Origin of the sequence: Stenotrophomonas testudinis (assembly GCF_024499815.1) — a bacterium.
GTDB lineage: Bacteria > Pseudomonadota > Gammaproteobacteria > Xanthomonadales > Xanthomonadaceae > Stenotrophomonas.
This window is the reverse complement of sequence record NZ_JAMOKY010000004.1, coordinates 131,955-155,059: the sequence shown is the minus strand read 5'-3', so window position 1 is coordinate 155,059 and position 23,105 is coordinate 131,955. Positions and strand designations below refer to the sequence as shown.

Here is a 23,105-nt window from a genome sequence, read left to right as displayed (position 1 = left end):
TCAGCCGAAGAGATCGCCGTCACCGGTTGCACACCGGCAGATCTGCAGGATGGACCCAACGCCACACCGGCCGGACCACCCGCGAGGAACGCCATGCTGCATTACGCAATCATCTTCTTTGTCATCGCCATCATCGCCGCCGTGCTCGGCTTCTCCGGCATCGCCGGTGCCGCCACCAACATCGCCTGGATCCTGTTCGTCGTGTTCCTGATCCTTGCGGTGATCTCGATGTTCCGCAAGCGCGGGTAGTCGATTTCGCTTTCTGTAGAGTCGAGCCGTGCTCGACTGATCACAACGCAGTCGAGCATGGCTCGACTCTACAGAAGGCCGTTACACCAGCGCCCGATCGGCCGCGTGCCGTTCCAGCGCCAGTTCAATCAACCGCGTGATCAGCGCGGTGTAGCCCAACCCGCTGGCGCCCCACAGCTTGGGGTACATGCTGATGCGGGTGAAGCCGGGCAGGGTGTTGATCTCGTTGATGACGATCTGCCCATCCGCGGTGAGGAACACATCCACCCGCGCCATGCTCGCACACTCCAGCACCTGGTAAGCCTGCAGCGCGATCTGCTGGATCCGCGCCTGCGCATCGCCATCGATCGCCGCCGGCACCACCACGTCCGCCCCATCGGGGTTGATGTACTTGGTGTCGTAGGCATAGAACTCGTCGTGCACCACCACCTCGCCGCAGACACTGGCCTGCGGCATATCGTTACCGAGCACCGCGCACTCGATCTCGCGGCCGACCACGGCCGATTCCACCAGCACCTTGTGGTCATGCCGCAGCGCCAGCTGCAGCGCCTCGGCGAACTCGCCAGCCTGCTTGACCTTGTTGACCCCCACCGACGAGCCCTAGTTGGCCGGTTTGACGAACAGCGGCAGCCCCAGTCGTGCGATCAGCGCCTGCACGTCCACGTCCGCCGCTTCATGGCGACGGATGCACACCCACGGCGCCACCGGCAGCCCCGCATCGCGCAGCAAGCTGCTTGGCCACGTCCTTGTCCATCGCCGCCGCCGAGCCCAGCACCGGCGAACCGACGAAGGGCAGGTTGGCCATGCGCAGCAATGCCTGCAGCGCGCCATCCTCACCCAGCGGCCCGTGCACGATGGGCAGCACCACATCGATCTGGCCCAGCGCGGTGGACGCATCCACCGGCTGCAGCTGCGCCTGCCCGGCACCGGGCCGCACCGCCAGCGCCGTGCCCGAAGGGTGCAGCGCGATGCGTGCCGGGTCATCGGCATTGATCAGGAAGGTATCGGGCTGGCTGAGGTGCCACTGGCCCTGCTTGTCGATGCCCACCAGCACCGGCTCGAAGCGCTCGCGATCGAGCGCATCGAGGATGTTCTTCGCCGACTGCAGCGACACTTCGTGCTCGGAGGACATGCCCCCGAAAATGATCCCGACCCGGGTCCGTGCCATGCGGGTTGTCCTGTGTAACAAGGCCACACAGCATGAACCTCTCACGGCCCACCAGGTGAGGCACGCATGAATCACCCGTGGGGTCAGAGCCCGTTGCATCGCAACGGGATCCGACAGCTCACGGGAAACTGCCGAAGGCGGGGTGGGTCCGGTTGCGGGGGCGTGAGCCGCATGGATGCGGCGACCGAGCTTACATGGACGTACTTGCAGCGTCCCCCGCAACCGGACCCACCCCGCCATCCCAAGGACAGCCCGCTTTTGACGTTGATCTTGCCGGCCAGAGGCCGGTGCCTCTGCAGGTGCCGGGCGGCAGCCCGGCCCAAGCCCCCCACCCACGCAGGTAGAATGCACACATGGCTCTCTCCCTGCTCTCGTCCCTCAAGCCAGTCGCCGGCCGTGCCCTGCAGACCGCACTGAACCGCGCACTGGCGCTGGATCCGGATACCCGGCACGCCCTGGCCAGCCTCGACGGCCGCCACATCGACCTGACCCTGGACGCACCGTCGCTGGCGATGCGCATCAGCGTCGATGGCGACATGCTGCGTGTCGGCCCGGTGGATGCACAGGAAGCCGACCTGGCCGTGCGCAGCAGCCTGGCCGGCGTGCTTGCCCAGCTGCCGCTGCTGGCCAACGCCCGCCGCGGCAACGACAACGGCAAGGGCCGCGTGCGCGTGGCCGGCGATGCCGAACTGGCGCGCCGCCTGCAGCAGCTGGCCAAGGGCTTCGACCCCGACTGGCAGCAGCCCTTCGTCAGCGTGTTCGGCGAAGTACTCGGCGTGCAGGTCGCCAACACCCTGCGCAGCGCCCTGCAGCACGTGCGCCAGGGCGCCATCGATCTGGCCCACAGCGCCGCCGAATTCATTACCGAGGAGTCGCGCGACGTGGTGCCACGTGCCGAACTGGATGCTTTCCACGACGACGTGGACGTGTTGCGTGACGATGTCGAGCGCCTCGGCGCACGCGTGCAGCGCCTGCGGGGTGCCGCATGAAGGCGCTGCTGCGGGCCAACCGCATCGGCCGCGTCATCCTGCGCTACCGCCTCGACGACCTGCTGCAGGGCACCCCGGCCGAGCGCTGGCTGCGCCTGGCCAAGCCCTTCGTACCGCGTGCCTCGGCCGACATCGCCTCGCAGTCGCGTGGTGCGCGCCTTCGCCTGGCGCTGCAGGACCTCGGCCCGATCTTCGTCAAGTTCGGGCAGATCCTGTCCACCCGCCGCGACCTGGTGCCGCCGGACGTGGCCAGCGAACTGACCCTGCTGCAGGACCGGGTCAAGCCCTTCGATGGCGACACCGCGCGCCGCATCGTCGAGGAAGCGCTTGGCCTGCCGGTCAGCGAGGCCTTTGCCAGCTTCGACACCGAGCCGCTGGCCTCGGCCTCGATCGCGCAGGTTCATGCCGCGACCCTCGGCGATGGCCGCCAGGTGGTGGTGAAGGTGCTGCGCCCGGGCATCGAGAAGCAGATCGACGCCGACATCGCCCTGCTCAATTCGCTGGCCGCGCTGGTCGAGCGTACCCACCCGCGCGCCGACAAGATCCGCCCGCGCGAAGTGGTGGCCGAGGTCGAGAACACCCTGGCCGCCGAACTGGACCTGCAGCGCGAAGGCGCCAATGCCAGCGTGCTGCGCCGCTTCTGGGAAAACAGCGACGACCTGTACGTGCCGGAAGTGATCTGGAGCCACACCGCCGAGCGCGCGCTGACCCTGGAGCGGGTGTGGGGCATTCCCTCCGATGACATCGTCGCGCTGGACAAGGCCGGCATCGACCGCAAGGCGCTGGCCGCCAAGGGCGTGCGGGTGTTCTACACCCAGGTGTTCCGCGACAACTTCTTCCACGCCGATGCGCACGCCGGCAACATCTGGGTCGACACCGATCCGGCGCGCCGCGACAACCCGCGCTTCATCGCACTGGATTTCGGCATCATGGGCCAGCTCTCGCAGGAAGATCAGTACTACCTGGCCGAGAACTTCATGGCCATCTTCAACCGCGATTACCGCCGCATCGCCGAACTGCACGTGCAGGCGCGCTGGATGCCGGACAACGTGCGCATCGACGACCTGGAAGCGGCGGTGCGTTCGGTGTGCGAACCGTACTTCACCCGCCCGCTCTCGCAGATTTCGCTGGCCGAGGTGCTGCTGAAGCTGTTCCGGGTGGCCCAGCGCTACCAGCTGACCCTGCAGCCGCAGCTGATCCTGCTGCAGAAGACCCTGCTGAACATCGAAGGCGTGGGCCGCCAGCTGGACCCGCAGATCGACATCTGGGCGGTGGCCAAGCCGGTGCTGGCGAAGATCCTGCGCGAGCGCTACAGCCCGCGCCGGGTCGTGCGCGAGATCGGCAAGCGCCTGCCGGAAATCATGACCCACGCGCCGGACATGCCGCGCCTGGTGCACGCCTGGCTGACCCAGCAGGTGGAAGGCCGCCACGAACTGGCGATGCGCTCGCGTGACCTGGTCACCCTCGATGCCAGCCTGCAGCGCCTGCAGAAGCGCGCGGTCGGTGCCATCACCGGCGTCGGCCTGCTGGCCATCGCCACGCTGATGTACGTGCTGCAGCCGCCGGGCTGGTACTGGGGCGACCTGCCGGTGCTGAGCCTGGGTGCCGCCGCGGTGGGGGCCTTCGCCCTGGCCCGCGCGTGGTGGCGGTGAGCAACGCGCGTCATCCGCTCTGGTAGGTGACGACCGTTGGTCGTCACGCTCTCCCATCAGCCATCAAGCAGACAGTCGGCCCGACACAGGTGACGACCAACGGTCGTCATCCACCGGATTCGCGTGCCGTGTACGCACGGTCCCCCATCACCGATAATCCACCGGTGAGCACCGAACCTGACACCCTCGCCGCGGTCGAGATCGAAACCGCCCCCCTGCAGCTGCTTCATCTGGACGAGCGCCTGGCCGTGGTCAACAAGCCGGCCGGGCTGATGGTCCATGACAGCAAGCTGGCCCGTGGCGAAGACGATTTCCTCGCCGACCGCCTGCGCGAGCAGCTGGGTCGGCCGATCTTCCTGGTGCACCGCCTGGACCGCGCCACCAGTGGCTGCCTGCTGCTGGCCTTCGACCGCGACACCGCCAGCGTGCTGGGCAAGGCGCTGATGGGCGGCGAGGTCAGCAAGGATTACCTGGCCATCTGCCGTGGCTGGCCGGCCGAGGAGGCCTGGCAGGTCGACCACGACCTGGACGGCGGCCCCGGCAAGCCGGTGAAGAAGCCGGCGGTGACCGATTTCCAGCGCCTGGCCACCGGCGAGCTGTCAGTGCCGGTGGGCGACTTCGCCAGTTCGCGCTATGCGCTGCTGCGCTGCCAGCCGCAGACCGGCCGCTTCCGGCAGATCCGCCGCCACCTCAAGCACCTCTCGCATCACCTGATCGGCGATACCAGCCACGGTGACGGGCGCCACAACCGCAATTTCCGCATGCAGGGCGTACACCGCATGCTGCTGCACGCCGAACGCCTGCGTTTCCCGCACCCCGATGGCGGCACGGTGGACGTGCGCGCGCCGGTGGACGGTGAATTCCAGAAGGCGCTGGACCTGTTCGGCTGGCAGGTGCCGTAACCGATCCGGGGTCGGATCCCTTTCCCGCAGGGAAAGGGCTCTGACCCCATTCAACTGAAGCGGCCGCGCTTCTCGCTCGCCGGGCATGGCCCGGCGCTACCGCTTCACTTGGTTTCCGGCTCGTTGAGGATCGCCTGCATGTCCTTCTCCAGGTCGGCCATCAGCGGCTTCATCTTTTCCTGGATGGCGATCATCACGTTCTGCATCAGCAGCGGGGTCTTGTCCAGCAGGCTCTGCCCGGCCGAGCTCTCGTAGAACTCGGCCATCGCCAGCACGTCTTCCTTGCTGAAGCTCTTCTTGTAGAGATCCACGTACATCGGCCGCAGCTGCTGCCAGGACAGCGCCTTGGTCAGGGTGGCGGTGGTGCGCTGCTGCATGCGCTGCAGCTGTTCGGTCTGCTGCGGGGTCAGCTGGCGCTGCCGGGCGATGTCTTCGAACTGCTGGCGCTGCATCGTCTCCAGCTGCGGCAGCATGCCGTCCAGCAGGCTCTGCGCACGCGAGGCGGCCAGCAGGCGGTTGATGTCGGCATCGGTGGGTGCCGCGGCCAGGGCCGGCGTGCTGGCCGCTGCCAGTGCCAGCAGCAGCACGGTACGGCGCAGGCCGGTGGACAGGGCGGGAATGAAGCGGGTCATGCGAAGCTTCCTGCGGTACATGGGATGGCCAGCATACCCGCTGCACAGGCGAAGGCGACGTGTTCGGTGCCTGATCGGCGGCATACGGTGCGCGATGGCAGCCACGGCAACGCGGCTGCCGCTACAATGCGCGGATGGGCAGTGGACCGGTCACCATCAGCGCGCAGCTTGAAATCCCCGACGGCGAGATCGTCGAGCGGTTCGTGCGTGCCAGTGGTGCCGGCGGGCAGAACGTCAACAAGGTTTCCACCGCAGTGGAACTGCGTTTCGACGTGGCCAACTCGCCCTCGTTGCCCGACCCGTTGCGTGAGCGCTTGCTGGCGCGGCGTGACCGGCGGATGACCGGCGAAGGCGTGCTGGTCATCGACGCGCAACGGTTCCGGACCCAGGATCGCAATCGCGAGGATGCGCGCGAGCGGCTGGCGGCCTTCATCCAGGCCGGGTTGAGCGTGCCCAAACCACGCAAGGCCACCAAGCCGACCCACGGGTCGAAACTGCGTCGTCTGGACGCCAAACGCGGGCGCGCGCAGATCAAGCGCGGTCGCTCATCACGTGACTGGGAGTGATTGCTTGAACAAGCCGAATTCATTGCTGCCGGCCGTGCCGCCGCAGATGCCGCAGGTCAAACCCAACGCCTTCCTGCGCTGGCTGGCACGCTGCACCCTGCGTGTGGGCGGCTGGAAGGTGGTCGGCACCCTGCCCAACGTTCCCAGGGTGGTCTTCATCATCGCTCCGCATTCGTCCAACTGGGACGGCCTGTGGGGGATGGCGGCCAAGATCGCGCTGGGCATGAAGGTGAAGGTGCTGGGCAAGGCCTCGCTGTTCTGGTGGCCGCTGGGCCCGCTGCTGCACAAGCTGGGCGTGATCCCGCTGGACCGCAGCGCGCCGCAGGGCACCGTCGGCCAGGCCGTGGACCTGCTGCGCAACAACGAGAAGATGTGGTTCGCCATCACCCCCGAAGGCACCCGCAAGGCCGTGAAGGACTGGAAGGCCGGCTTCCTGAAGATCGCCCGGATGGCCGACGTGCCGATCCTGGCCGCCTATTTCCACTACCCGGAAAAGACCATCGGCATCGGCCCGCTGTTCCAGCCGACCGGCGATGATGCCGCCGACATGGCCGCCATCCGTGAGTTCTACCGGCCCTGGATGGGCAAGACCCGCGGCACGGTCTGAGCCGGCCACGGCCGGCAACCGAGGCGCCACGTCCGGCACATGCCGGGCGAGCGCGACAGGAGTAGGGTGGAGGGCTGGTATCCCATACCGTCCGCCCAAGGAGCGTTTTTACATGTCGCGTACCGTAGTCCTGGCCGCCGCCATCAGCCTGGCGCTGGCGGCCTGTTCCGGCAAGGAGTCCACCCCCGTGTCCGATGCACAGCAAGCCCCGGCCCAGCAGCCGGCCGAAGCCTCCACCAACCCGCTGCTCAGCGCCAGCACACTGCCGTTCCAGGCGCCGCAGTTCGACAAGATCAAGGACAGCGACTACACGCCGGCCTTCGAAGAAGGCATGCGCCAGCATCTGGCCGAAGTCCGCAAGATCGCCGACAACGCCGAGCCGGCCACCTTCGACAACACCATCGTGGCGATGGAGCGCAGCGGCGAGACCCTGAACCGCGTGTCGCGCATCTTCTTCGGCCTGGTCCAGGCCGATGGCACCGAAGCGCGCCAGAAGATCCAGGAAGACATCGCCCCGAAGCTGGCCGCGCACCAGGACGAGATCAACCTCGACCCGAAGCTGTTCGCCCGCGTGAAGTCGCTGTACGACCAGCGTGACACGCTGGAGCTGGACCCGGTGCAGAAGCGCCTGGTCGAGCACTACTACGACGGTCTGGTGCGCGCTGGCGCGCAGCTGTCCGACGCCGACAAGGCGAGCCTGCGCAAGCTCAACGTGGAAGAGACCACCCTCTCCACCCAGTTCCACACCCGTCTGGTGGCCGCCACCGCTGCGGCGGCCGTGGTCGTCGACGACAAGGCCAAGCTGGCCGGCCTGGACGAGAACGCGATCAACAACGCGGCCAACGCCGCCAAGGATCGCAAGCTCGATGGCAAGTTCGTGCTGCCGCTGCAGAACACCACGCAGCAGCCGGTGCTCGGTTCGCTGAGCGACCGTGACCAGCGCGCTGCCGTGCTGAAGGCCTCGGAAACCCGTGCCGAGCGTGGCGACAAGAACGACACCCGCGAGACCGTGCAGCGCCTGGCGCAGCTGCGTGCGCAGAAGGCCAAGCTGCTTGGCTTCGAGACCTTCGCCGACTACCAGCTGGGCGACCAGATGGCCAAGACCCCGGCCGCGGCGCTGAAGCTGCTGACCGACACCGTGCCGGCCGCCACCGCCAAGGCCCGTGCCGAAGCCGGTGAGATCCAGAAGGTGATCGACGCCCAGAAGGGTGGCTTCCAGGTTGCCGCCTCGGATTGGGACTTCTACGCCGAGCAGGTCCGCAAGGCCAAGTACGACCTGGACGAATCGCAGGTCAAGCCGTACTTCGAACTGGACAACGTGCTGCAGAACGGCGTCTTCTACGCCGCCACCCAGCTGTACGGCATCACCTTCAAGCAGCGCACCGACATTCCGACCTACAACCCGGACATGAAGGTGTACGAAGTGTTCGACAAGGACGGCACCTCGCTGGCCCTGTTCTACACCGACTACTTCAAGCGTGACACCAAGTCCGGCGGCGCCTGGATGGACGTGTTCGTCGAGCAGGACGGCCTGACCGGTGCCAAGCCGGTGGTCTACAACGTCTGCAACTTCACCAAGCCGGCCGATGGCCAGCCTGCGCTGATCAGCTTCGACGACGTCACCACCATGTTCCATGAGTTCGGCCACGCCCTGCATGGCATGTTCTCGAACGTGAAGTACCCGTCGATCGCCGGCACCGCCACCTCGCGCGATTTCGTCGAGTTCCCCTCGCAGTTCAACGAGCACTGGGCGCTGGACCCGAAGGTCTTCGCCCACTACGCCAAGCACTACAAGACCGGCGAAGCGATGCCGCAGGAACTGGTCGACAAGATCCTCAAGGCACGCAGCTTCAACCAGGGCTATGCGACCACCGAGTACCTGTCGGCCGCACTGCTTGACCTGGCCTGGCACACGCAGAAGGCCGATGCCCCGCTGCAGGATGTGGGCGCCTTCGAAGCCAGCGCGCTGAAGAAGTTCAAGGTCGACCTGCCGCAGGTCCCGCCGCGTTACCGCACCACCTACTTCGACCACATCTGGGGCGGCGGCTACTCGGCCGGTTACTACGCCTACTTCTGGGCCGAAGTGCTGGACCATGACGCCTACCAGTGGTTCACCGAACACGGTGGCCTGACGGCGGCCAACGGCCAGGAGTTCCGCGACAAGATCCTCTCGCGCGGCAACAGCGTGGAACTGTCGACCCTGTACCGCGATTTCCGCGGCAAGGACCCGTCGGTGGAACCGCTGCTGAAGTTCCGCGGGCTGAAATAAGAAACAGAAAACGGCGGGGGCAACCCCGCCGTTTTTCTTTATGTAGAGTCGAGCCATGCTCGACTCTACAGAAGCAGTTACGCACCTTTTACGCGCCACGCCCTCCCCCGGCATCGCACCTTTACGGCCTGCACGCGCATCGTGTGCCTACCGCGCCGCAGGGCGCTTTGTGCAAGGTGGTGTATGACCCTCCTGGTGATCCGGCACGCGCCGTCGTCGGCGCCGCGCCCGCAGCTTCCGCTGGAACTGTGTGGCCATCGCGTGCTGTGCAACGACTGCGCCAGCCTGTCCGATGTGCGCCAATGCCTGTGCCAGGCACAGGCCGATGACTGGGTGCTGCTGGACGTAGGCGTGGTCGACGACGCGCAGTGGCAGGCCGAGGGCGGCGCCCTGCAGGCGGCACTGGAGCGCATGCCTGCCTCGTACATCGAACTGCAGGCCCCGCACGCACCGGGCCTGGATGCACGCCTGCGCCTGCAGCACGGCCCGGCCGCGGTGGTGGTCGACCAGCGCAGCCAGCAGGCCGGCTACCCGCTGTCGCTGGCCATCGTCGGCCGTCGCCTGGCGCAGGAGGACTGAGCCATGTCGATCTTCATCATCCGTGGCCCGGAGGCCGCCGGCACGCTGATCCGCACAGCCCTGCCGCTGCCCGCCCCAGTGCTGAAATCGCTGGTGCACCGCGCGATCGATGCCGGCACCAGCGTGGCGATCCGCGCCTGCGGTTCGGAACAGGAGCTGCTGGACGCGCTGCGCGTAGCCGACCACAGCCGTGGCGAAGTAACCCTGCTCGACCCCGGTGCCTGTGCCGGCAGCCTGCGCCTGCAACGCCTGCTGCCGTACCTGCACAACGCCTACGTGGAAGTGCACGACGATGGCGCCGTGGCCGAGCCGTGCCTGCCGGCCGGTGTCGGCCAGCGACTGGGCATCGCCGCCGGCTACGGCGCGCAGAGCTACGTGCTGGCGCTGGACATCGCCCTGGACCACCTCGGCCTGGCCGAGCACGCCAACCGCGTGCACGTCGGCACCTGACGAGCGCCAGGGCCGGATCCCTCGTTTACGTGCCGGGTAGCGCCGGGCCATGCCCGGCGGATGGCAGGAGTGACCGCGCTGCGCGCTCGCCGGGCATGGCCCGGCGCTACCGGGAACCTCCCGCGCCTGCCGCAGGTCTGACCCAGCTTCCACCCACCGGAACCTGTCATGGACGCCGCCGCCCGCCCCCCGTTTGCCGAACGCGCGCTCACCTGGCTGAAGAAGGAAGCGCTGCCGCTGCTGGTCATGCTCGGCCTGCTCGCCGCCGCCCGCGACACCCTGGCCAACCACTACGTGGTGCCCAGCGGCTCGATGCAGCCGACCCTGCAGCCCGGCGACCGCGTGGTGGTGGACATGCGCGCCTACGGACTGCGCCTGCCGTTCACCAGCCAGCAGCTGCTGGCCACCGGTACCCCCCAGCGTGGCGAAGTGGCCGTGTTCGATTCGCCGGCCGATGGCACCCGCCTGATCAAGCGCGTGGTGGCCGTGGCCGGTGACCACGTGCAGCTGCATGGCGGCCACCTGGCCATCAACGGCCAGCCCCTGCAGATCGCCGACCTGCGCGACACCGAAGCCTTCGGCGAGCGCCAGGCCCAGCTCGACCTCGACATGGGCGGTGGCCCCGACATCGCCGACCTGGTGGTGCCCGACGGCAAGCTGCTGGTGCTGGGCGACCACCGCGGCAACAGCTTCGATGGCCGCTTCTTCGGCTTCGTCGACGCCGGCAAGGTCTACGGCCGCGCCGTGGCCATCTACTACCGTCGCGGCGATGGCTTCAAGTGGAAGCACCTCTAAGCTGAAGTGATACGTTCTGCATATCGATCCTGACTTATCAGGTTATGGATCGACTGGATCGAGGGGCCTACGCTGGTCCCCGTATCCCCCACGTCGGCCGCCCCCACGGCCCTTCGATCCCATGACTGGCGAAACTGCGGCGTCCCTCAGCGGCCGCCCCCGCACCTCCGATTCCGTTGTCGATACCCGCATCCAGCAGGGCACCCCGGCGTTCCGGCGCACGGCGGTCGCGCTGTTCCTGGCGGGGTTCTCGACCTTCGGCCTGCTGTACACGGTGCAGCCGCTGCTGCCCGAGTTCAGCCGCCACTTCGGGGTGTCCGCCGCCGGCAGCGCGATGTCGCTGTCGCTGAGCACCGGCACCCTGGCCGTGGCCATGCTGCTGGCCGGCCTGCTGTCCGATGCGATCGGCCGCCGGCCGATGATGATCGCCGCGCTGATGGCCTCGGCCCTGCTGTCGCTGTGCACCGCGCTGGTCGATGACTGGACCACGATGCTGGTGCTGCGCACGCTGCTGGGCCTGGCCCTGAGCGGGGTGCCGGCGGTGGCGATGACCTACCTGGTGGAGGAAATGGACAGCCGCGCGCTTGGGCTGGCGATGGGCCTGTACATCGGTGGCAACGCCATCGGTGGCATGAGCGGGCGCCTGCTGGCCGGCATCATCGCCGACCACTGGGGCTGGCGCTGGGGCATCGGCGCGGTCTCGATCATCGCCGTGGCCAGCACCGTGCTGCTGTGGCTGCAGCTGCCGCCGTCGCGGCACTTCCAGGCCCGCCGTGGTGGCCTGCGCCAGTTGCCCTCGCGCTGGCGCACGCTGTTCGCCGATCCGGGCCTGCCGTGGCTGTTCGCCACCTCGTTCGTGCTGATGGGCGTGTTCGTCACTCTCTACAACTACTTGGGCTACCACCTGCTGGCGCCGCCGTACCACCTCAGCCAGACCGTGGTCGGGCTGATCTTCAGCGTGTACCTGGTCGGCACCTTCAGCTCGGCCTGGATGGGCCAGCAGGCCACGCGCTACGGCCGCGGCCGCGTGCTGACCATTGCCTTCGGCCTGATCGGTGCCGGCATCGTGCTGCTGTCGATGCCGTGGCTGACCACGATGGCGCTGGGTATTGCCCTGGTCACCTTCGGTTTCTTCGGCGGCCACTCGGTGGCCAGCAGCTGGGTCGGCAGCCGCGCCGGTTCGATGCGTGCCGAAGCCTCGGCGCTATACCTGTTCGCCTACTACCTGGGCAGCAGCGTGCTCGGCGCCGTCGGTGGCCTGGCCTATGCCGCGTGGGATTGGCTGGGCGTGTGCGTGTTCACCGGCGTGCTGACCCTGCTCGGCGGCGGCATCATCTGGGCCCTGCAGCAGCGCGCCCCGCAGCCGGTTACCGCTTGAGGTCCGCCGGGCATGGCCCGGCGTTATCTGTGTCGATGGGTCGGCGGTAGCGCCGGGCCATGCCCGGCGAGCGCGCAGCGCGGCGCATCACCCGCCCGCGAACGCCCCGCGCAGCAATCCGGCGAAATTGCGGATCAACGGCGTCACCCCTTCGCGGCGCCAGGCCAGCTGCACTTCCGAATGTGCCCCGGCGTCGGCCAGCGGCACGAAGCGCGCGCCTTCCACCCGGATGTGGTCGCACGACGACGGCAGGATCGCCGCACCCAGACCGGCCGCCGCCAGGCTGATCAGCGTCGATGCCTCGCCCGCCTCCTGCACGATGCGCGGGGTGAACCCCGCCGCCGCGCACAGCGCGATCATGTGGTCGTGGATGCCGGCCCCGGCACTGCGGCGGAACGCCACGAACGGCTCCTGGGCGAAATCACGCAGCGCCAGCGTGCCCTGCTTCGACAGCCGGCGCAGGGCAGGGTGGTCGGCGTGCACGATCAACGCCAGCGGATCGACGAACAGGCTGTGCGCCACCAGTTCCGGCGGCAGCGCACGCTTGCGGATGATGCCCACGTCCAGGCTGCCATCGAGCAGCGCATCGATCTGCTGCAGGGTGTTCATCTCGCTCAGCTGCAGCCGTACCTGCGGGTATTGCTGCCGGTACTGCAGGATCGACCGCGGAATCTGCGGCGACAGCGGCGTAGCCCGGGTCAGGCCGATATGCAGCTCGCCCTGCTCACCGCGCTGCGCGCGCTGCACCTCATCGACCGCCGTTTCCACCTGCTGCACGATGGCCCGCGCCCGCTCCTGCAGCAGTTCACCTGCGGCCGTCAGCTGCACCCGGCGATGGCTGCGCACGAACAGGCGCGCCCCGATCAGTTCCTCGAGCTGGCGGATCTGCTGGCTGAGCGGCGGCTGCGACATGCCCAACCGCTCCGCCGCCTGGCCGAAGTGCAGCGTATCGGCGACAGCGAGGAAGTAGCGCAGGTGACGGAGTTCGATGGACATGGGGCCATTTTATTCATCGTCAGCCGGAAATGAATCAGAGATGGGATCCGATCCCGTGCCGACCAACGGTCGGCACCCACCAACAGCAGCTGGCACCAACAGCAGCGACCAACTGTCGAAGGCGGGGTGGGTCCGGTTGCGGGGGTGTGAGCGGCATGGATGCCGCGACCAAGCCCCCATGGACGGGTTTACGGCGTCCCCCGCAACCGGACCCATCCCGCCATCCCACGGAATGCCCGCTGTTGCTGTTGACGTTGCCGTTGCTTCGGCCTCTGCAGGTGCAGGGCGGCAGCCCTGCAACCCAGAACACCCTCACCGCTCCGAATGCCCGCTCTGGTCGTAATCGCGCGGGCTGAACAGCTCCGGCTGGATCAGCTCGATGAACGCCCGCGCCTGCGCCGACAACGCCTTGCCCCGCCGCACGATCACTCCGTAACTGCGCTCCGGGAACCAGCGCTTCATCGACCGCGCCGCCAACCGCGCGTGATCGCTCTCGTGCAGGCACAGCGCCGGCACGATCGAAATGCCCATGCCCATCGCCACGTACTGCTTGATCACCTCCCAGCCGCCCACCTCCAGCGCCACCGTGTAGGCGATGCGGTGGCGCTGGAACACCTGGTCCACCAGCCGGTAGGTGATCTGCCGCTTCGGCGGCAGCACCAGCGGGTAGCGCGCAATGTCGGCCAGTTCCAGTTCGCCACTGCTGGCCAGCGGATGGTCGTGCGGCGCGATCAGCACCTGCTCGAAGCGATAGGCGGGCGCATAGGTCAGGTCGGCCGGCACGTCGGTCATCGACCCGATCGCCAGGTCGGCCGCGTCCTCGCGTAGCAGGTCGGTGCCATCGGCGCTGATCGCGTTGTGCAGGGTCAGGCGTACGTCCGGATGGTGCAGGCGGAAGCGTTCGACGATCTTCGGCAGCAGGTAGAGGATGGTCGAACTGTTGGCCGCGATGTTCAGCTCGCCCGCATCCAGCCCGCGCACCTTGTCGCGGAAGCGCGCTTCCAGCCCGTCCAGGCTTTCCACCAGCGGCTGAGCCATTTCGTACAGCACCTGGCCCTCGCGGCTGGGCACCAGGCGACGCCCGCTGCGCTCGAACAGCGGCACACCCAGCTCACGTTCCAGTGCCTGCAGCTGCAGGCTGATCGCCGGCTGGCTGACGAACAGCGCCTCAGCCGCTCGTGAGACCGAGCCCAGCCGCACCGTCTGGCAGAACGCCCGCAGCGGCTTCAGCCTGTCGGATTTGTAGGAAAAACGAGGACTTGGCGGGCTGCGCGTGGTCATGGCGTCATAAGTATTAGCACAACTTATGTAAAGCATTGCAAAAACTGTTTTGCCAAATACTCCGTGTGGGCGGCACTTTGGGGGCGTTCCCCCACCGCTGGAGTCGCCCCATGTCCGCCGTTGCCTCCGCCGTTTCCTCCACCTCTGCCAAGGCCACCCCCGGTATCGCCCTGGCGACCCGCGTGGCTGGTCAGGAGACCGTGCTGCCGGCACCGCTGCTGGCCCTGCTGGTCTCGCTGCACCGGGCGGTGGAACCGGGCCGGCAGGCGCGGCTGCAGGCCCGCCGCGAGCGCCAAGCGTTCTTCGACCAGGGCGGCCTGCCGGACTTCCGCGGCGACACCGCCGCGATCCGCAGCGGCGACTGGCGCGTGGCGCCGTTGCCGGCCGCGCTGCAGGACCGCCGCGTCGAGATCACCGGCCCGACCGATCCGAAGATGGTCATCAATGCGCTGAACTCCGGTGCCAAGGTGTTCATGGCCGACTTCGAGGATTCCACCTCGCCGACCTGGCGCAATCTGCTGGCCGGGCAGCAGGCGCTGGCGGCCGCCGTGCGTGGCGATCTGGAGTTCACCGCGCCGGCCGCCAACGGCAAGCCGGGCAAGCACTACACCCTGCGCCCCTTTGAGGAGCAGGCGGTGCTGATCGTGCGCCCGCGCGGCTGGCACCTGGACGAGAAGCACGTGCGCGTCGATGGCCAGTTCATCGCCGGCGGCCTGTTCGATGCGGCGGTGTTCGCCTTCCACAATGCCCGCGCGCTGCAGGCCAGGGACCGCGGTCCGTACTTCTACCTGCCCAAGCTGCAGAGCATGGAAGAGGCCGCGCTGTGGGAGACCGCGCTGTCGCACATCGAAGGCATGCTCGGCCTGCCGCACGGCCAGATCAAGGTGACGGTGCTGATCGAAACGCTGCCGGCGGTGTTCGAGATGGACGAGATCCTGCACGCCCTGCGCGAGCGCATCGTCGGCCTCAACTGCGGCCGCTGGGATTACATCTTTTCCTACCTGAAAACCTTCCGCCGCCACGCCGACCGCGTGCTGCCCGAGCGTGGCCAGGTGACCATGACCCAGCCGTTCCTGAAGGCCTATTCGGAACTGCTGATCCAGACCTGCCACCGCCGTGGCGCGCATGCGATGGGCGGCATGGCCGCGCAGATCCCGATCAACAGTGATGCCGCCGCCAACGAACAGGCCATGGCTCGCGTGCGCGCCGACAAGCTGCGCGAAGTCAGTGCCGGCCACGATGGCACCTGGGTCGCGCACCCGGCGCTGATCCCGGTGGCGATGGCCATCTTCGACGAACACATGCCCACCGCGAACCAGCACCAGGTGCTGCGCCAGGACGTGCGGGTGGGCCGCGATGAACTGATCGCGCGGCCGCCGGGCAGCATCACCCGCGCCGGTTTCGAGGGCAACGTCGAAGTCTGCGTGCGCTACCTGGCCGCGTGGCTGGATGGCAACGGCTGCGTGCCCATCCACCACCTGATGGAAGACGCGGCCACCGCCGAGATCAGCCGCAGCCAGCTGTGGCAGTGGCTGCACACGCCGGGCCAGCAGCTGGACGACGGCACCGCCATCGACCTGGCCCTGCTCGACACCGCCCTGGCCCAGCTGCCGGCACGGCTGGGCGATACCCGCGCGCTGCCCGGTGGCGCCCGCATCGGCGAGGCCATCGCGCTGCTGGGCGAACTGAGCCGCAGCGACGAACTGACCGATTTCCTGACCCTGCCGGCCTACGCGCGCATCGACTGACGGCCTGCTTCCCCGAATCCATCCCAGCCGGGCAGCGCCCGGCTCTACAACACCGAACTGGAGAAAGACATGAGCACCCTGCCCACTGCCGAACAGATCCAGCACGACTGGGACACCCACCCGCGCTGGGAAGGCATCCAGCGCAACTACAGCGCCGCCGACGTGGTGCGCCTGCGTGGCACCGTCCATATCGAGCATTCGCTGGCCCGGCTGGGTGCGGAAAAGTTGTGGAAATCGCTGCATGAGCGCGACTTCGTCAACGCGCTCGGCGCGCTGACCGGCAATCAGGCCATGCAGCAGGTGAAGGCTGGGCTGAAGGCGATCTATCTGTCCGGTTGGCAGGTGGCGGCCGATGCAAACCTGGCCGGGCAGATGTACCCGGACCAGTCGCTGTATCCGGCCGATTCGGTGCCAGCAGTGGTCAAGCGCATCAACAACACGCTGCTGCGTGCCGACCAGCTGCACCATGCCGAAGGCAAGGATGACATCGACTTCCTGCAGCCGATCGTGGCCGATGCCGAGGCCGGCTTCGGCGGCGTGCTCAACGCCTTCGAGCTGATGAAGGCGATGATCGAAGCCGGTGCCGCCGGCGTGCACTTCGAGGACCAGCTGGCCTCGGTGAAGAAGTGCGGGCACATGGGCGGCAAGGTGCTGGTGCCAACCCGCGAGGCCATCGAGAAGCTCAACGCCGCGCGCCTGGCTGCCGACGTTCTGGGCGTGCCGACCCTGCTGGTGGCGCGCACCGATGCCGAAGCGGCCGACCTGCTGACCAGTGACATCGACGACAACGACCAGCCGTTCACCACCGGCGAGCGCACCGTGGAAGGCTTCTACAAGACCCGCAACGGCCTGGACCAGGCGATCAGCCGCGGCCTGGCCTACGCCCCTTACGCCGACCTGGTGTGGTGCGAGACCGGCAAGCCGGACCTGGAATTCGCACGGAAATTCGCCGAGGCGATCCACGCGAAGTTTCCCGGCAAGCTGCTGGCCTACAACTGCTCGCCCAGCTTCAACTGGAAGAAGAACCTGGACGACGCCACCATCGCCAAATTCCAGCGCGAGCTGGGCAGCTACGGCTACAAGTTCCAGTTCATCACCCTGGCCGGCTTCCATGCGCTGAACTACGGCATGTTCAACCTGGCCCACGGCTATGCACGCCGGCAGATGAGCGCCTTCGTGGAACTGCAGGAAGCCGAGTTCGAAGCGGCCGAGCGTGGCTTCACCGCGGTCAAGCACCAGCGCGAGGTCGGCACCGGCTACTTCGATGCGGTCACCCAGGCCATCCAGCAGGGCCAGTCGTCCACCACCGCGCTGACCGGCTCGACCGAGGAAGAACAGTTCCATGGCGGCCGCAGCGAGCGCGCCGCCTGACCCAACCTCGACTCTACCCGGGCCTTCGAACCCATCAGGGTGGCCAGGGAAGGGCCAGACGACGCCGGCAGGTCGGGGACCTGCCGGCGTTGTTGTCTCCGGGGGTGCCGCCGCCCCTGAGCTGCCCTCATGAATACGGGTTGCCCGCCTGTTCGGTCCCGATCGTGATGTCTTCATGAAAAATGAGAAGACGCGCACAGTTTGATTCACTGCTATGCTCCGCTTTCACCAGGGGACGCTGGCGGCGGGGAATGACCGGCAGGGGTGCGGCCGAGAACATCGACATGACAACCGGTATCGCCCAAGTGGCGATGGCCGAGATCGTGCACGCCCTGTTGTCGGACGCCGAAGTCGCCCTCTTTGCGCGCTTCGCGAGGCCGCTGAAGGTCGAGGCCGGGCAATGGCTGTTCCACCGCGGCTACCGCGGCGATGGCATGTACGTCATCGTGGAAGGATTGATCGAACTGGATTTCGGCGACGACCTGGTGACCAAGACGCTGGGACGATATGAGTTCTTCGGTGAACTCGGCCTGCTGGTGGGCGACCACCTGCGCAGTGCCGGCGCCCGTGCCATCGACGATTGCCACGTGCTTGAACTGGGCCCGGCCGATTTCCATTGCCTGGTCGAATCCGATCCAGGGATGGTGGCCTACTTCCTGCGCCGCACGATCATGCGCGTGCTGACCAACGAACAGGCCCTGATCAGCCAGCTGCGCCGGCGCAACCACGATCTGGAAACCGCGCTGGACAACCTCTACATCACCACCCATCAGCTGACCCACACGCGCGAGCTGGTGCGTACCGATGAACTGACCGGCCTGCACAACCGCCGCGGCCTGACCCTGTACCTGCAGGAATGCCGCAGCCAGCCGCAGGGCGCGCCGCAGGCGCTGCTGCTGATCGACTGCGACCGCTTCAAGCTGGTCAACGACCGCCACGGCCACCAGGCCGGTGACCGCGTGCTGCAGAGCATGGGCAACATCCTGCGCTCGATGGCCGGCGAGCACGACCTGGCTTGCCGCCTGGGCGGTGATGAGTTCTGCCTGATCCTGCGCCATGCCGATCGCGAGGCGGCCCAGCACGCGGCTGAGTTCATCCTCAGCGCGGTGCACGGCCTGCTCGAGCGCAGCCATGGCACACCGCACGTCACCCCGGCCAGCATCGGCGTCAGCCTGCTGGCGGCCGATGCGGACTGGAGTGAATGGTATGCAGGCGCGGACCGTGCGCTGTACCGGGCCAAGCGCGCCGGCGGCAACTGCCTGCATTGGGCCGACCCTACGGACGGACAGTGAGCGGAGACTGTGGCGATGAACGGCGATTCCGGAACATCGACTCCGCATACCACGCAGCTGCGTGCCCTGCTGTTCACCGATCTGTGCGATTCCACCCTGCTGGTGGAACGGATGGGAGACGCTGCTGCGGCTGAGCTGTTCCAGGACCATGACCGCCTGGTGATGGCCCTGCAGCAGCGCTGGAACGGCCAGCAGATCGACCGCTCCGATGGTCTGTTCATGCTGTTCGAACGCCCGGTGGATGCCCTCGGTTTCGGCCTGGATTACCAGCGCGGCCTGCAGGCGCTGGGCGGCAAGCGCAACATCCTGCTGCGCGCACGCATCGGCCTGCACGTGGGTGAAGTGCTGCTGTGGAACAACAGCGCCGAGTCGATCGCGCTGGGTGCCAAGCCGGTGGAAGTGGAAGGCCTGGCCAAGCCGATGGCCGCGCGCCTGATGCAGCTGGCGCAGCCCGGCCAGTTCCTGGTGTCGGCCACCGCCGAATCGATGGTGCGCCGCGCCGCTGGTGATCTGGGCGAGGCGACGCAGGGCCTGAAGTGGAAGTCCTTCGGGCGCTGGCGCTTCAAGGGCGTGGCGCAGTCGATGGAAGTGTTCGGCCTGCACGACCCGGCGACGCGCGGTCTGGGGCGCCCGCGACAGACCGCGAAGGCATCGCGTGACATCCCGGTCTGGCGGCGGCCGCTGGTGATGACGGCCGAAGTCACCCTGGCCGCGGCGCTGCTGGTCGGCGGCTGGCTGCTGACCCGGCCGCAACCGGCCATCGCCTTCGCCGAGCGCGACTGGGTGGTGGTCGGCGATCTGCGCAACCTGACCGGTGAGACCCTGCTGGATGGTTCCACCCAGCAGGCTCTGCGCATCAGCCTGGAACAGTCGCGCTACGTCAACGTGATCAGCGACCTGAAAGCGCGCAGCGTGCTGCAGCAGATGCGCGCCTCGCTGGATGCGCCGCTGGACGCGAACAATGCATCCGAGATCGCCCAGCGCGTGGGCGCGCGGGTGGTGTTGATGCCAACGCTGTCCGAAGCCGGCGGTCGCCTGCGCCTGAGCGTGGGCGTGGTGGATCCGGCCAGCCGTGCCACGCTTGCCGTCGAATCTGCCGATGGCCGTGGCCTGGAATCCCTGCTCGCTTCCACCGATGACGTGGTGGCGCGACTGCGCAGCCGCCTGGGCGAGACCCTGGACCAGGTCGAGCAGGATTCTGCGCCGCTGCCTGCGGTCACCACCGGCAGCCTGGATGCGTTGCGCGCCTATTCGCTCGGGCAGAAGCTTTACGCCCGCAACGACTACCAGGGTGCGCTGGCCATGTTCCAGCAGGCGGTGGAGCTGGATCCGGAATTTGCCCTGGCCTGGATGGCGCAGGTCCGTGCGCGCTTCGCGGTGGATGATCTTTCCGGAGCGATGCAGGCGGTGGACACCGCCAAGAGCCTCAAGCGCCGCCTGCCCACACGCGAGGCACTCTATCTGGATGCGTGGGCGGCAACGCTGCGCGACCGCGGGCAGGCCTCCGATGCATGGCGGCGCCTGTCCAGCCTGTATCCGGACTACTTCGCCGCGCAGTACAACGCAGCCCTGTGGCTCTATGCGGAAAACCGGTTCGAGGAATCGCTGCCCTACGCGCGGCAGGCAGCGGATCCGCGGTTTGAACTCAGCAACGTGGCGCACGATCTCCTGGGGCGCATCCTGGTGGCGCGTGGCGATGTCACCGGCGCCCGCCAGGCCTTCAAGCGCGCCATCGATGGCGGGCGCACCGCCAGCAACCGCTACCTGGGGTCGGCCGAGGCCAGCCTGCGCAACTATGCGGCTGCAGAATCGCTGCTCGATCGCGCGGCACCGTCCCGCCACGTGGTCATCGAACGCACCAGCATCGCTGTCGACCGCAAGCAGTGGACGCACGCGGTGCAGATCGCCCGCGATGGCAACTCGCAGTTCGCCAGCGCGTCAGGGTTCGACCATCAGGTGATGCTGGTGCCTCTGGCAACCGCGCTGTTGGGCGCCGGCGATGATGACGCAACGCGTGCACAGCTGCGCCACAACGTGGACAGCGCTCTGCGACGGGTCGACAACCGGGCCCCGGCCGACGGTGGCGATGACGCGATGGTGGCACTGGCGTCGGCCCTGTTGTCGGTGCGGATGGGTGACACCGCGCTGGTGGAGCGGGTGCTTGCCCGCTTGTCCTCGATCAATGAGGTGTTGGGTCAGCCGCCGGTTGCGGAAACGATGGCCGTGGTACGCGCCAGCCTGGCCACGCACCAGAAAAAGCCGGATGAGGCGCTGGCGATGCTGGCGCCTTGGTTGACCGGGCAGGCCAGCTTCCAGACCCGCGTGGCCGCGATGGATGCGTACCTGGCCAAGGGCGCCAACGCGCAGGCACTCGCGCAGGCGGACTACCTGGCCGGCAACCGCGGCCGTGCCTATGCCGAGCTGGACTGCGCGTACTGCCTGCAGCCGCTCAACGTCCTCGACAGCAACCGCGCCGCAGGCGTGGCTGCCACGCTGCGCCGCCGGCCGGAGCCGACGGCGGCCGCGATTACGGTCCCTTGAGGGTCCAGCCCGGGCCCGGGCTGGCATCCAGCGCCGGAACCAGCTGACCGAGCTCCCGGGTCAGCATTGTCTGCAGTTCCTGCTTGGCATCGTGGATGGCTTCCTTGGAGGCCAGCTGGTTGACGTGGCAGCACACTTTCAGCAGTTCCGCATCAGCGGCGGGCAGGCCAAGGCTGACCAGGGCAGAGGCAGGGTTGGAAGCGAACAGCGCGCGGAACGCATCGTCTTCAGCGAGCGCGCAGATCAGCGCCATGGCGATCGGCGCGGGCAGGGTAGGCAGGGACACGAAGAACCTCGGGAACGGCGACGGAAGAAGTGGACAAGCGCTGTTAGATCGGCCCACGCAGCCCGCACTTGAGTGCGCGATGAAGTTCCGTCGGCGGCGGCCGCTAGTGAACTGCGCCCTTTCGAATCCGATGTCATGTCCGTAGATTCTGCCGTGTCTTCCGCCCGCATCCGACGTTGCGAGATCCTGCTGCTGGAACCGCGCGAGAGCGCCGACTTCGATCTGCAGGACCTGCTCTCCGGCGGCAACGGCATCCGCCGCCAGATGCGCTGGGTGGCACTGGCGCCCCATCTGGGCGAGCCGGTGGACGTGGATGCCGCACAGCGCGAGCTGCTGGGCCGTATCGGCCCCACCCAGTGGCAGGACCTGCCCACGGACGAGGACGAACTTGCCGCGTGCGAGGCGCTGCTGCGCCAGGGCCTGCTGGTCAGTGCATCACCCGCCGATGACGCGGCGCTGCAGGTCCGCCAGGCCGATGATCGTCAGCGCGAGGCGTACTGGCATCCGCTGGCGGCGGTGCTGCATGCGTTCACGCGGTGGGATGGCGTCGATGCCGTGAAGAACACGCGCGACTCCGGTACCGATACGGCCGTGGGCATGCGTGACGTACTGGGGCCGCCGCCGGCACCGACGGCGGTGGCGGTGGATGCCGAAAGCCAGGTGCTGCCGCTGCAGGACGATACCGCTTTCGATGCGCTGCTGGCGCGGCGCGCGACCTGCCGCAACTTCGATGAGCACCGGCCACTGCCGATGGCGCTGTTCTCCACCATGCTGGCGCGTGTGTTCGGTGCACGCGCCCATGTGCAGGTCAGCGATGACCTGCGTTTCCAGAAGAAGAGCAGCCCCTCCGGCGGCGGCCTGCATCCCACCGAGGCGTACCTGGTGGTGCAGAACGTGGACGGTGTGGCGCCGGGTGTGTATCGCTACCTGCTGGACGGGCACCGCCTGCTGCGCCTGCCGGATCCGCCGATGGGACTGCGTGCGTTCGCCATGGAAGCACTGGGCCAGCAGCACTGGTTTGCCAATGCGCACTGCCTGGTGACCCTGGTGCCGCGCTTCGACCGCACGTTCTGGAAGTACCGCCGCCACGCCAAGGGCTACCGCGTGGTCGCGCTCGAGGCGGGGCACCTGTCGCAGACGATGTACCTGTCGGCCACCGACCTGGGCCTGGGCGCCTTCATCACCGGCGCGATCAACGAGCGCTGCCTGGAACCGGTGCTGCAGCTGGACCCGGTCCAGCAGGGCGCATTGGCGATGTGTGGTTTCGGCTGGCGCGCGGCAAGCATGGAAACGGCCGAGCTGGACCCGGCCGGCGAGGTCTGGACGCGCGCCGGCTGAGCGCGCGTCCGTCCTT

General features: G+C 67.9%; 20 protein-coding genes and 1 pseudogene. 16 read left to right on the top strand and 5 right to left on the bottom strand.

The genetic code is table 11. The annotated features are described in order from the left end of the window. Positions 1–93: 93 nt before the first annotated feature. Entirely contained in the window at positions 94–249 is a 156-nt protein-coding gene (locus NQ204_RS04450; RefSeq protein ID WP_005407633.1) for a DUF1328 domain-containing protein, read from the top strand. 81 nt (positions 250–330) lie between these two features. Here NQ204_RS04450 and ddlA read toward each other — a convergent pair. Continuing rightward, positions 331–1,417: pseudogene (gene ddlA / locus NQ204_RS04445) on the bottom strand (D-alanine--D-alanine ligase). A gap of 353 nt (positions 1,418–1,770) precedes the next feature. Here ddlA and NQ204_RS04440 point away from each other — a divergent pair. The 3 genes from NQ204_RS04440 to NQ204_RS04430 all read left to right on the top strand — a co-directional run bounded on the left by NQ204_RS04440 (position 1,771) and on the right by NQ204_RS04430 (position 4,960). Next, positions 1,771–2,406 (top strand): ubiquinone biosynthesis accessory factor UbiJ, encoded by a 636-nt coding sequence (locus NQ204_RS04440; protein ID WP_256643187.1) that lies wholly within the window; start codon positions 1,771–1,773, stop codon positions 2,404–2,406. Next, entirely contained in the window at positions 2,403–4,058 is a 1,656-nt protein-coding gene (ubiB, locus tag NQ204_RS04435; protein WP_116865272.1) for a ubiquinone biosynthesis regulatory protein kinase UbiB, read from the top strand. The genes NQ204_RS04440 and ubiB overlap by 4 nt, the downstream gene beginning before the upstream one ends. Before the next feature lie 164 nt (positions 4,059–4,222). Then, a complete protein-coding gene (locus tag NQ204_RS04430; protein WP_116865273.1) occupies positions 4,223–4,960 on the top strand; it encodes a pseudouridine synthase in 738 nt (245 codons plus the stop codon). A gap of 104 nt (positions 4,961–5,064) precedes the next feature. Here the strand turns inward: NQ204_RS04430 and NQ204_RS04425 are convergent, their stop codons facing one another. Beyond that, positions 5,065–5,592: a DUF2059 domain-containing protein gene (locus NQ204_RS04425; protein WP_116865274.1), complete on the bottom strand. Its 528-nt coding sequence runs from the start codon at positions 5,590–5,592 to the stop codon at positions 5,065–5,067. Between the two features lie 134 nt (positions 5,593–5,726). On the opposite strand from NQ204_RS04425, the gene arfB reads away from it, so the two are divergent. The 7 genes from arfB (at position 5,727) to NQ204_RS04390 (ending at position 12,236) form a co-directional block, all read left to right on the top strand. After that, the gene (arfB, locus tag NQ204_RS04420; protein WP_108767332.1) at positions 5,727–6,158 is read left to right on the top strand and encodes an alternative ribosome rescue aminoacyl-tRNA hydrolase ArfB; all 432 of its coding nucleotides are present in this window, start codon (positions 5,727–5,729) and stop codon (positions 6,156–6,158) included. A gap of 4 nt (positions 6,159–6,162) precedes the next feature. Continuing rightward, positions 6,163–6,765, top strand: a complete 603-nt coding sequence (locus NQ204_RS04415) for a lysophospholipid acyltransferase family protein (protein WP_116865276.1) — start codon at positions 6,163–6,165, stop codon at positions 6,763–6,765. A gap of 112 nt (positions 6,766–6,877) precedes the next feature. After that, positions 6,878–9,034, top strand: a complete 2,157-nt coding sequence (gene dcp, locus NQ204_RS04410; RefSeq protein WP_116865277.1) for a peptidyl-dipeptidase Dcp — start codon at positions 6,878–6,880, stop codon at positions 9,032–9,034. Between the two features lie 183 nt (positions 9,035–9,217). Then, complete coding sequence (locus NQ204_RS04405; RefSeq protein ID WP_256643186.1) at positions 9,218–9,613, top strand: hypothetical protein; 396 nt, start codon at positions 9,218–9,220, stop codon at positions 9,611–9,613. 3 nt (positions 9,614–9,616) lie between these two features. Further along, a complete protein-coding gene (locus tag NQ204_RS04400; protein WP_049467841.1) occupies positions 9,617–10,063 on the top strand; it encodes a hypothetical protein in 447 nt (148 codons plus the stop codon). A 168-nt stretch (positions 10,064–10,231) separates the two neighbouring features. Next, positions 10,232–10,858, top strand: a complete 627-nt coding sequence (lepB, locus tag NQ204_RS04395; RefSeq protein WP_116865400.1) for a signal peptidase I — start codon at positions 10,232–10,234, stop codon at positions 10,856–10,858. Between the two features lie 121 nt (positions 10,859–10,979). Continuing rightward, entirely contained in the window at positions 10,980–12,236 is a 1,257-nt protein-coding gene (locus NQ204_RS04390; protein ID WP_256643185.1) for an MFS transporter, read from the top strand. Between the two features lie 87 nt (positions 12,237–12,323). Here the strand turns inward: NQ204_RS04390 and NQ204_RS04385 are convergent, their stop codons facing one another. After that, positions 12,324–13,232, bottom strand: a complete 909-nt coding sequence (locus NQ204_RS04385; protein ID WP_108767338.1) for a LysR family transcriptional regulator — start codon at positions 13,230–13,232, stop codon at positions 12,324–12,326. A 312-nt stretch (positions 13,233–13,544) separates the two neighbouring features. Next, positions 13,545–14,513, bottom strand: coding sequence for a LysR family transcriptional regulator (locus tag NQ204_RS04380; RefSeq protein ID WP_116864850.1), 969 nt, complete (start codon positions 14,511–14,513; stop codon positions 13,545–13,547). 110 nt (positions 14,514–14,623) lie between these two features. Between NQ204_RS04380 and aceB the strand changes: the two genes are divergently transcribed. The 4 genes from aceB (at position 14,624) to NQ204_RS04360 (ending at position 21,465) form a co-directional block, all read left to right on the top strand. Beyond that, the gene (gene aceB, locus NQ204_RS04375) at positions 14,624–16,261 is read left to right on the top strand and encodes a malate synthase A (protein WP_256643184.1); all 1,638 of its coding nucleotides are present in this window, start codon (positions 14,624–14,626) and stop codon (positions 16,259–16,261) included. A gap of 69 nt (positions 16,262–16,330) precedes the next feature. Beyond that, positions 16,331–17,632: an isocitrate lyase gene (aceA, locus tag NQ204_RS04370; RefSeq protein WP_256643183.1), complete on the top strand. Its 1,302-nt coding sequence runs from the start codon at positions 16,331–16,333 to the stop codon at positions 17,630–17,632. Positions 17,633–17,883: 251 nt separating this feature from the next. After that, entirely contained in the window at positions 17,884–18,924 is a 1,041-nt protein-coding gene (locus NQ204_RS04365; RefSeq protein WP_256643182.1) for a GGDEF domain-containing protein, read from the top strand. A 15-nt stretch (positions 18,925–18,939) separates the two neighbouring features. Then, positions 18,940–21,465 carry a putative peptide modification system cyclase gene (locus tag NQ204_RS04360; protein WP_256643181.1) on the top strand — a complete coding sequence of 842 codons (2,526 nt, stop codon included), beginning with the start codon at positions 18,940–18,942 and terminating at the stop codon, positions 21,463–21,465. Here the strand turns inward: NQ204_RS04360 and NQ204_RS04355 are convergent. Beyond that, a complete protein-coding gene (locus NQ204_RS04355; protein ID WP_108767344.1) occupies positions 21,452–21,751 on the bottom strand; it encodes an NHLP-related RiPP peptide in 300 nt (99 codons plus the stop codon). The genes NQ204_RS04360 and NQ204_RS04355 overlap by 14 nt on opposite strands. A 135-nt stretch (positions 21,752–21,886) precedes the next feature. On the opposite strand from NQ204_RS04355, the gene NQ204_RS04350 reads away from it, so the two are divergent. Next, positions 21,887–23,089, top strand: coding sequence for a putative peptide maturation dehydrogenase (locus NQ204_RS04350; protein WP_116864844.1), 1,203 nt, complete (start codon positions 21,887–21,889; stop codon positions 23,087–23,089). Positions 23,090–23,105: the final 16 nt, after the last annotated feature.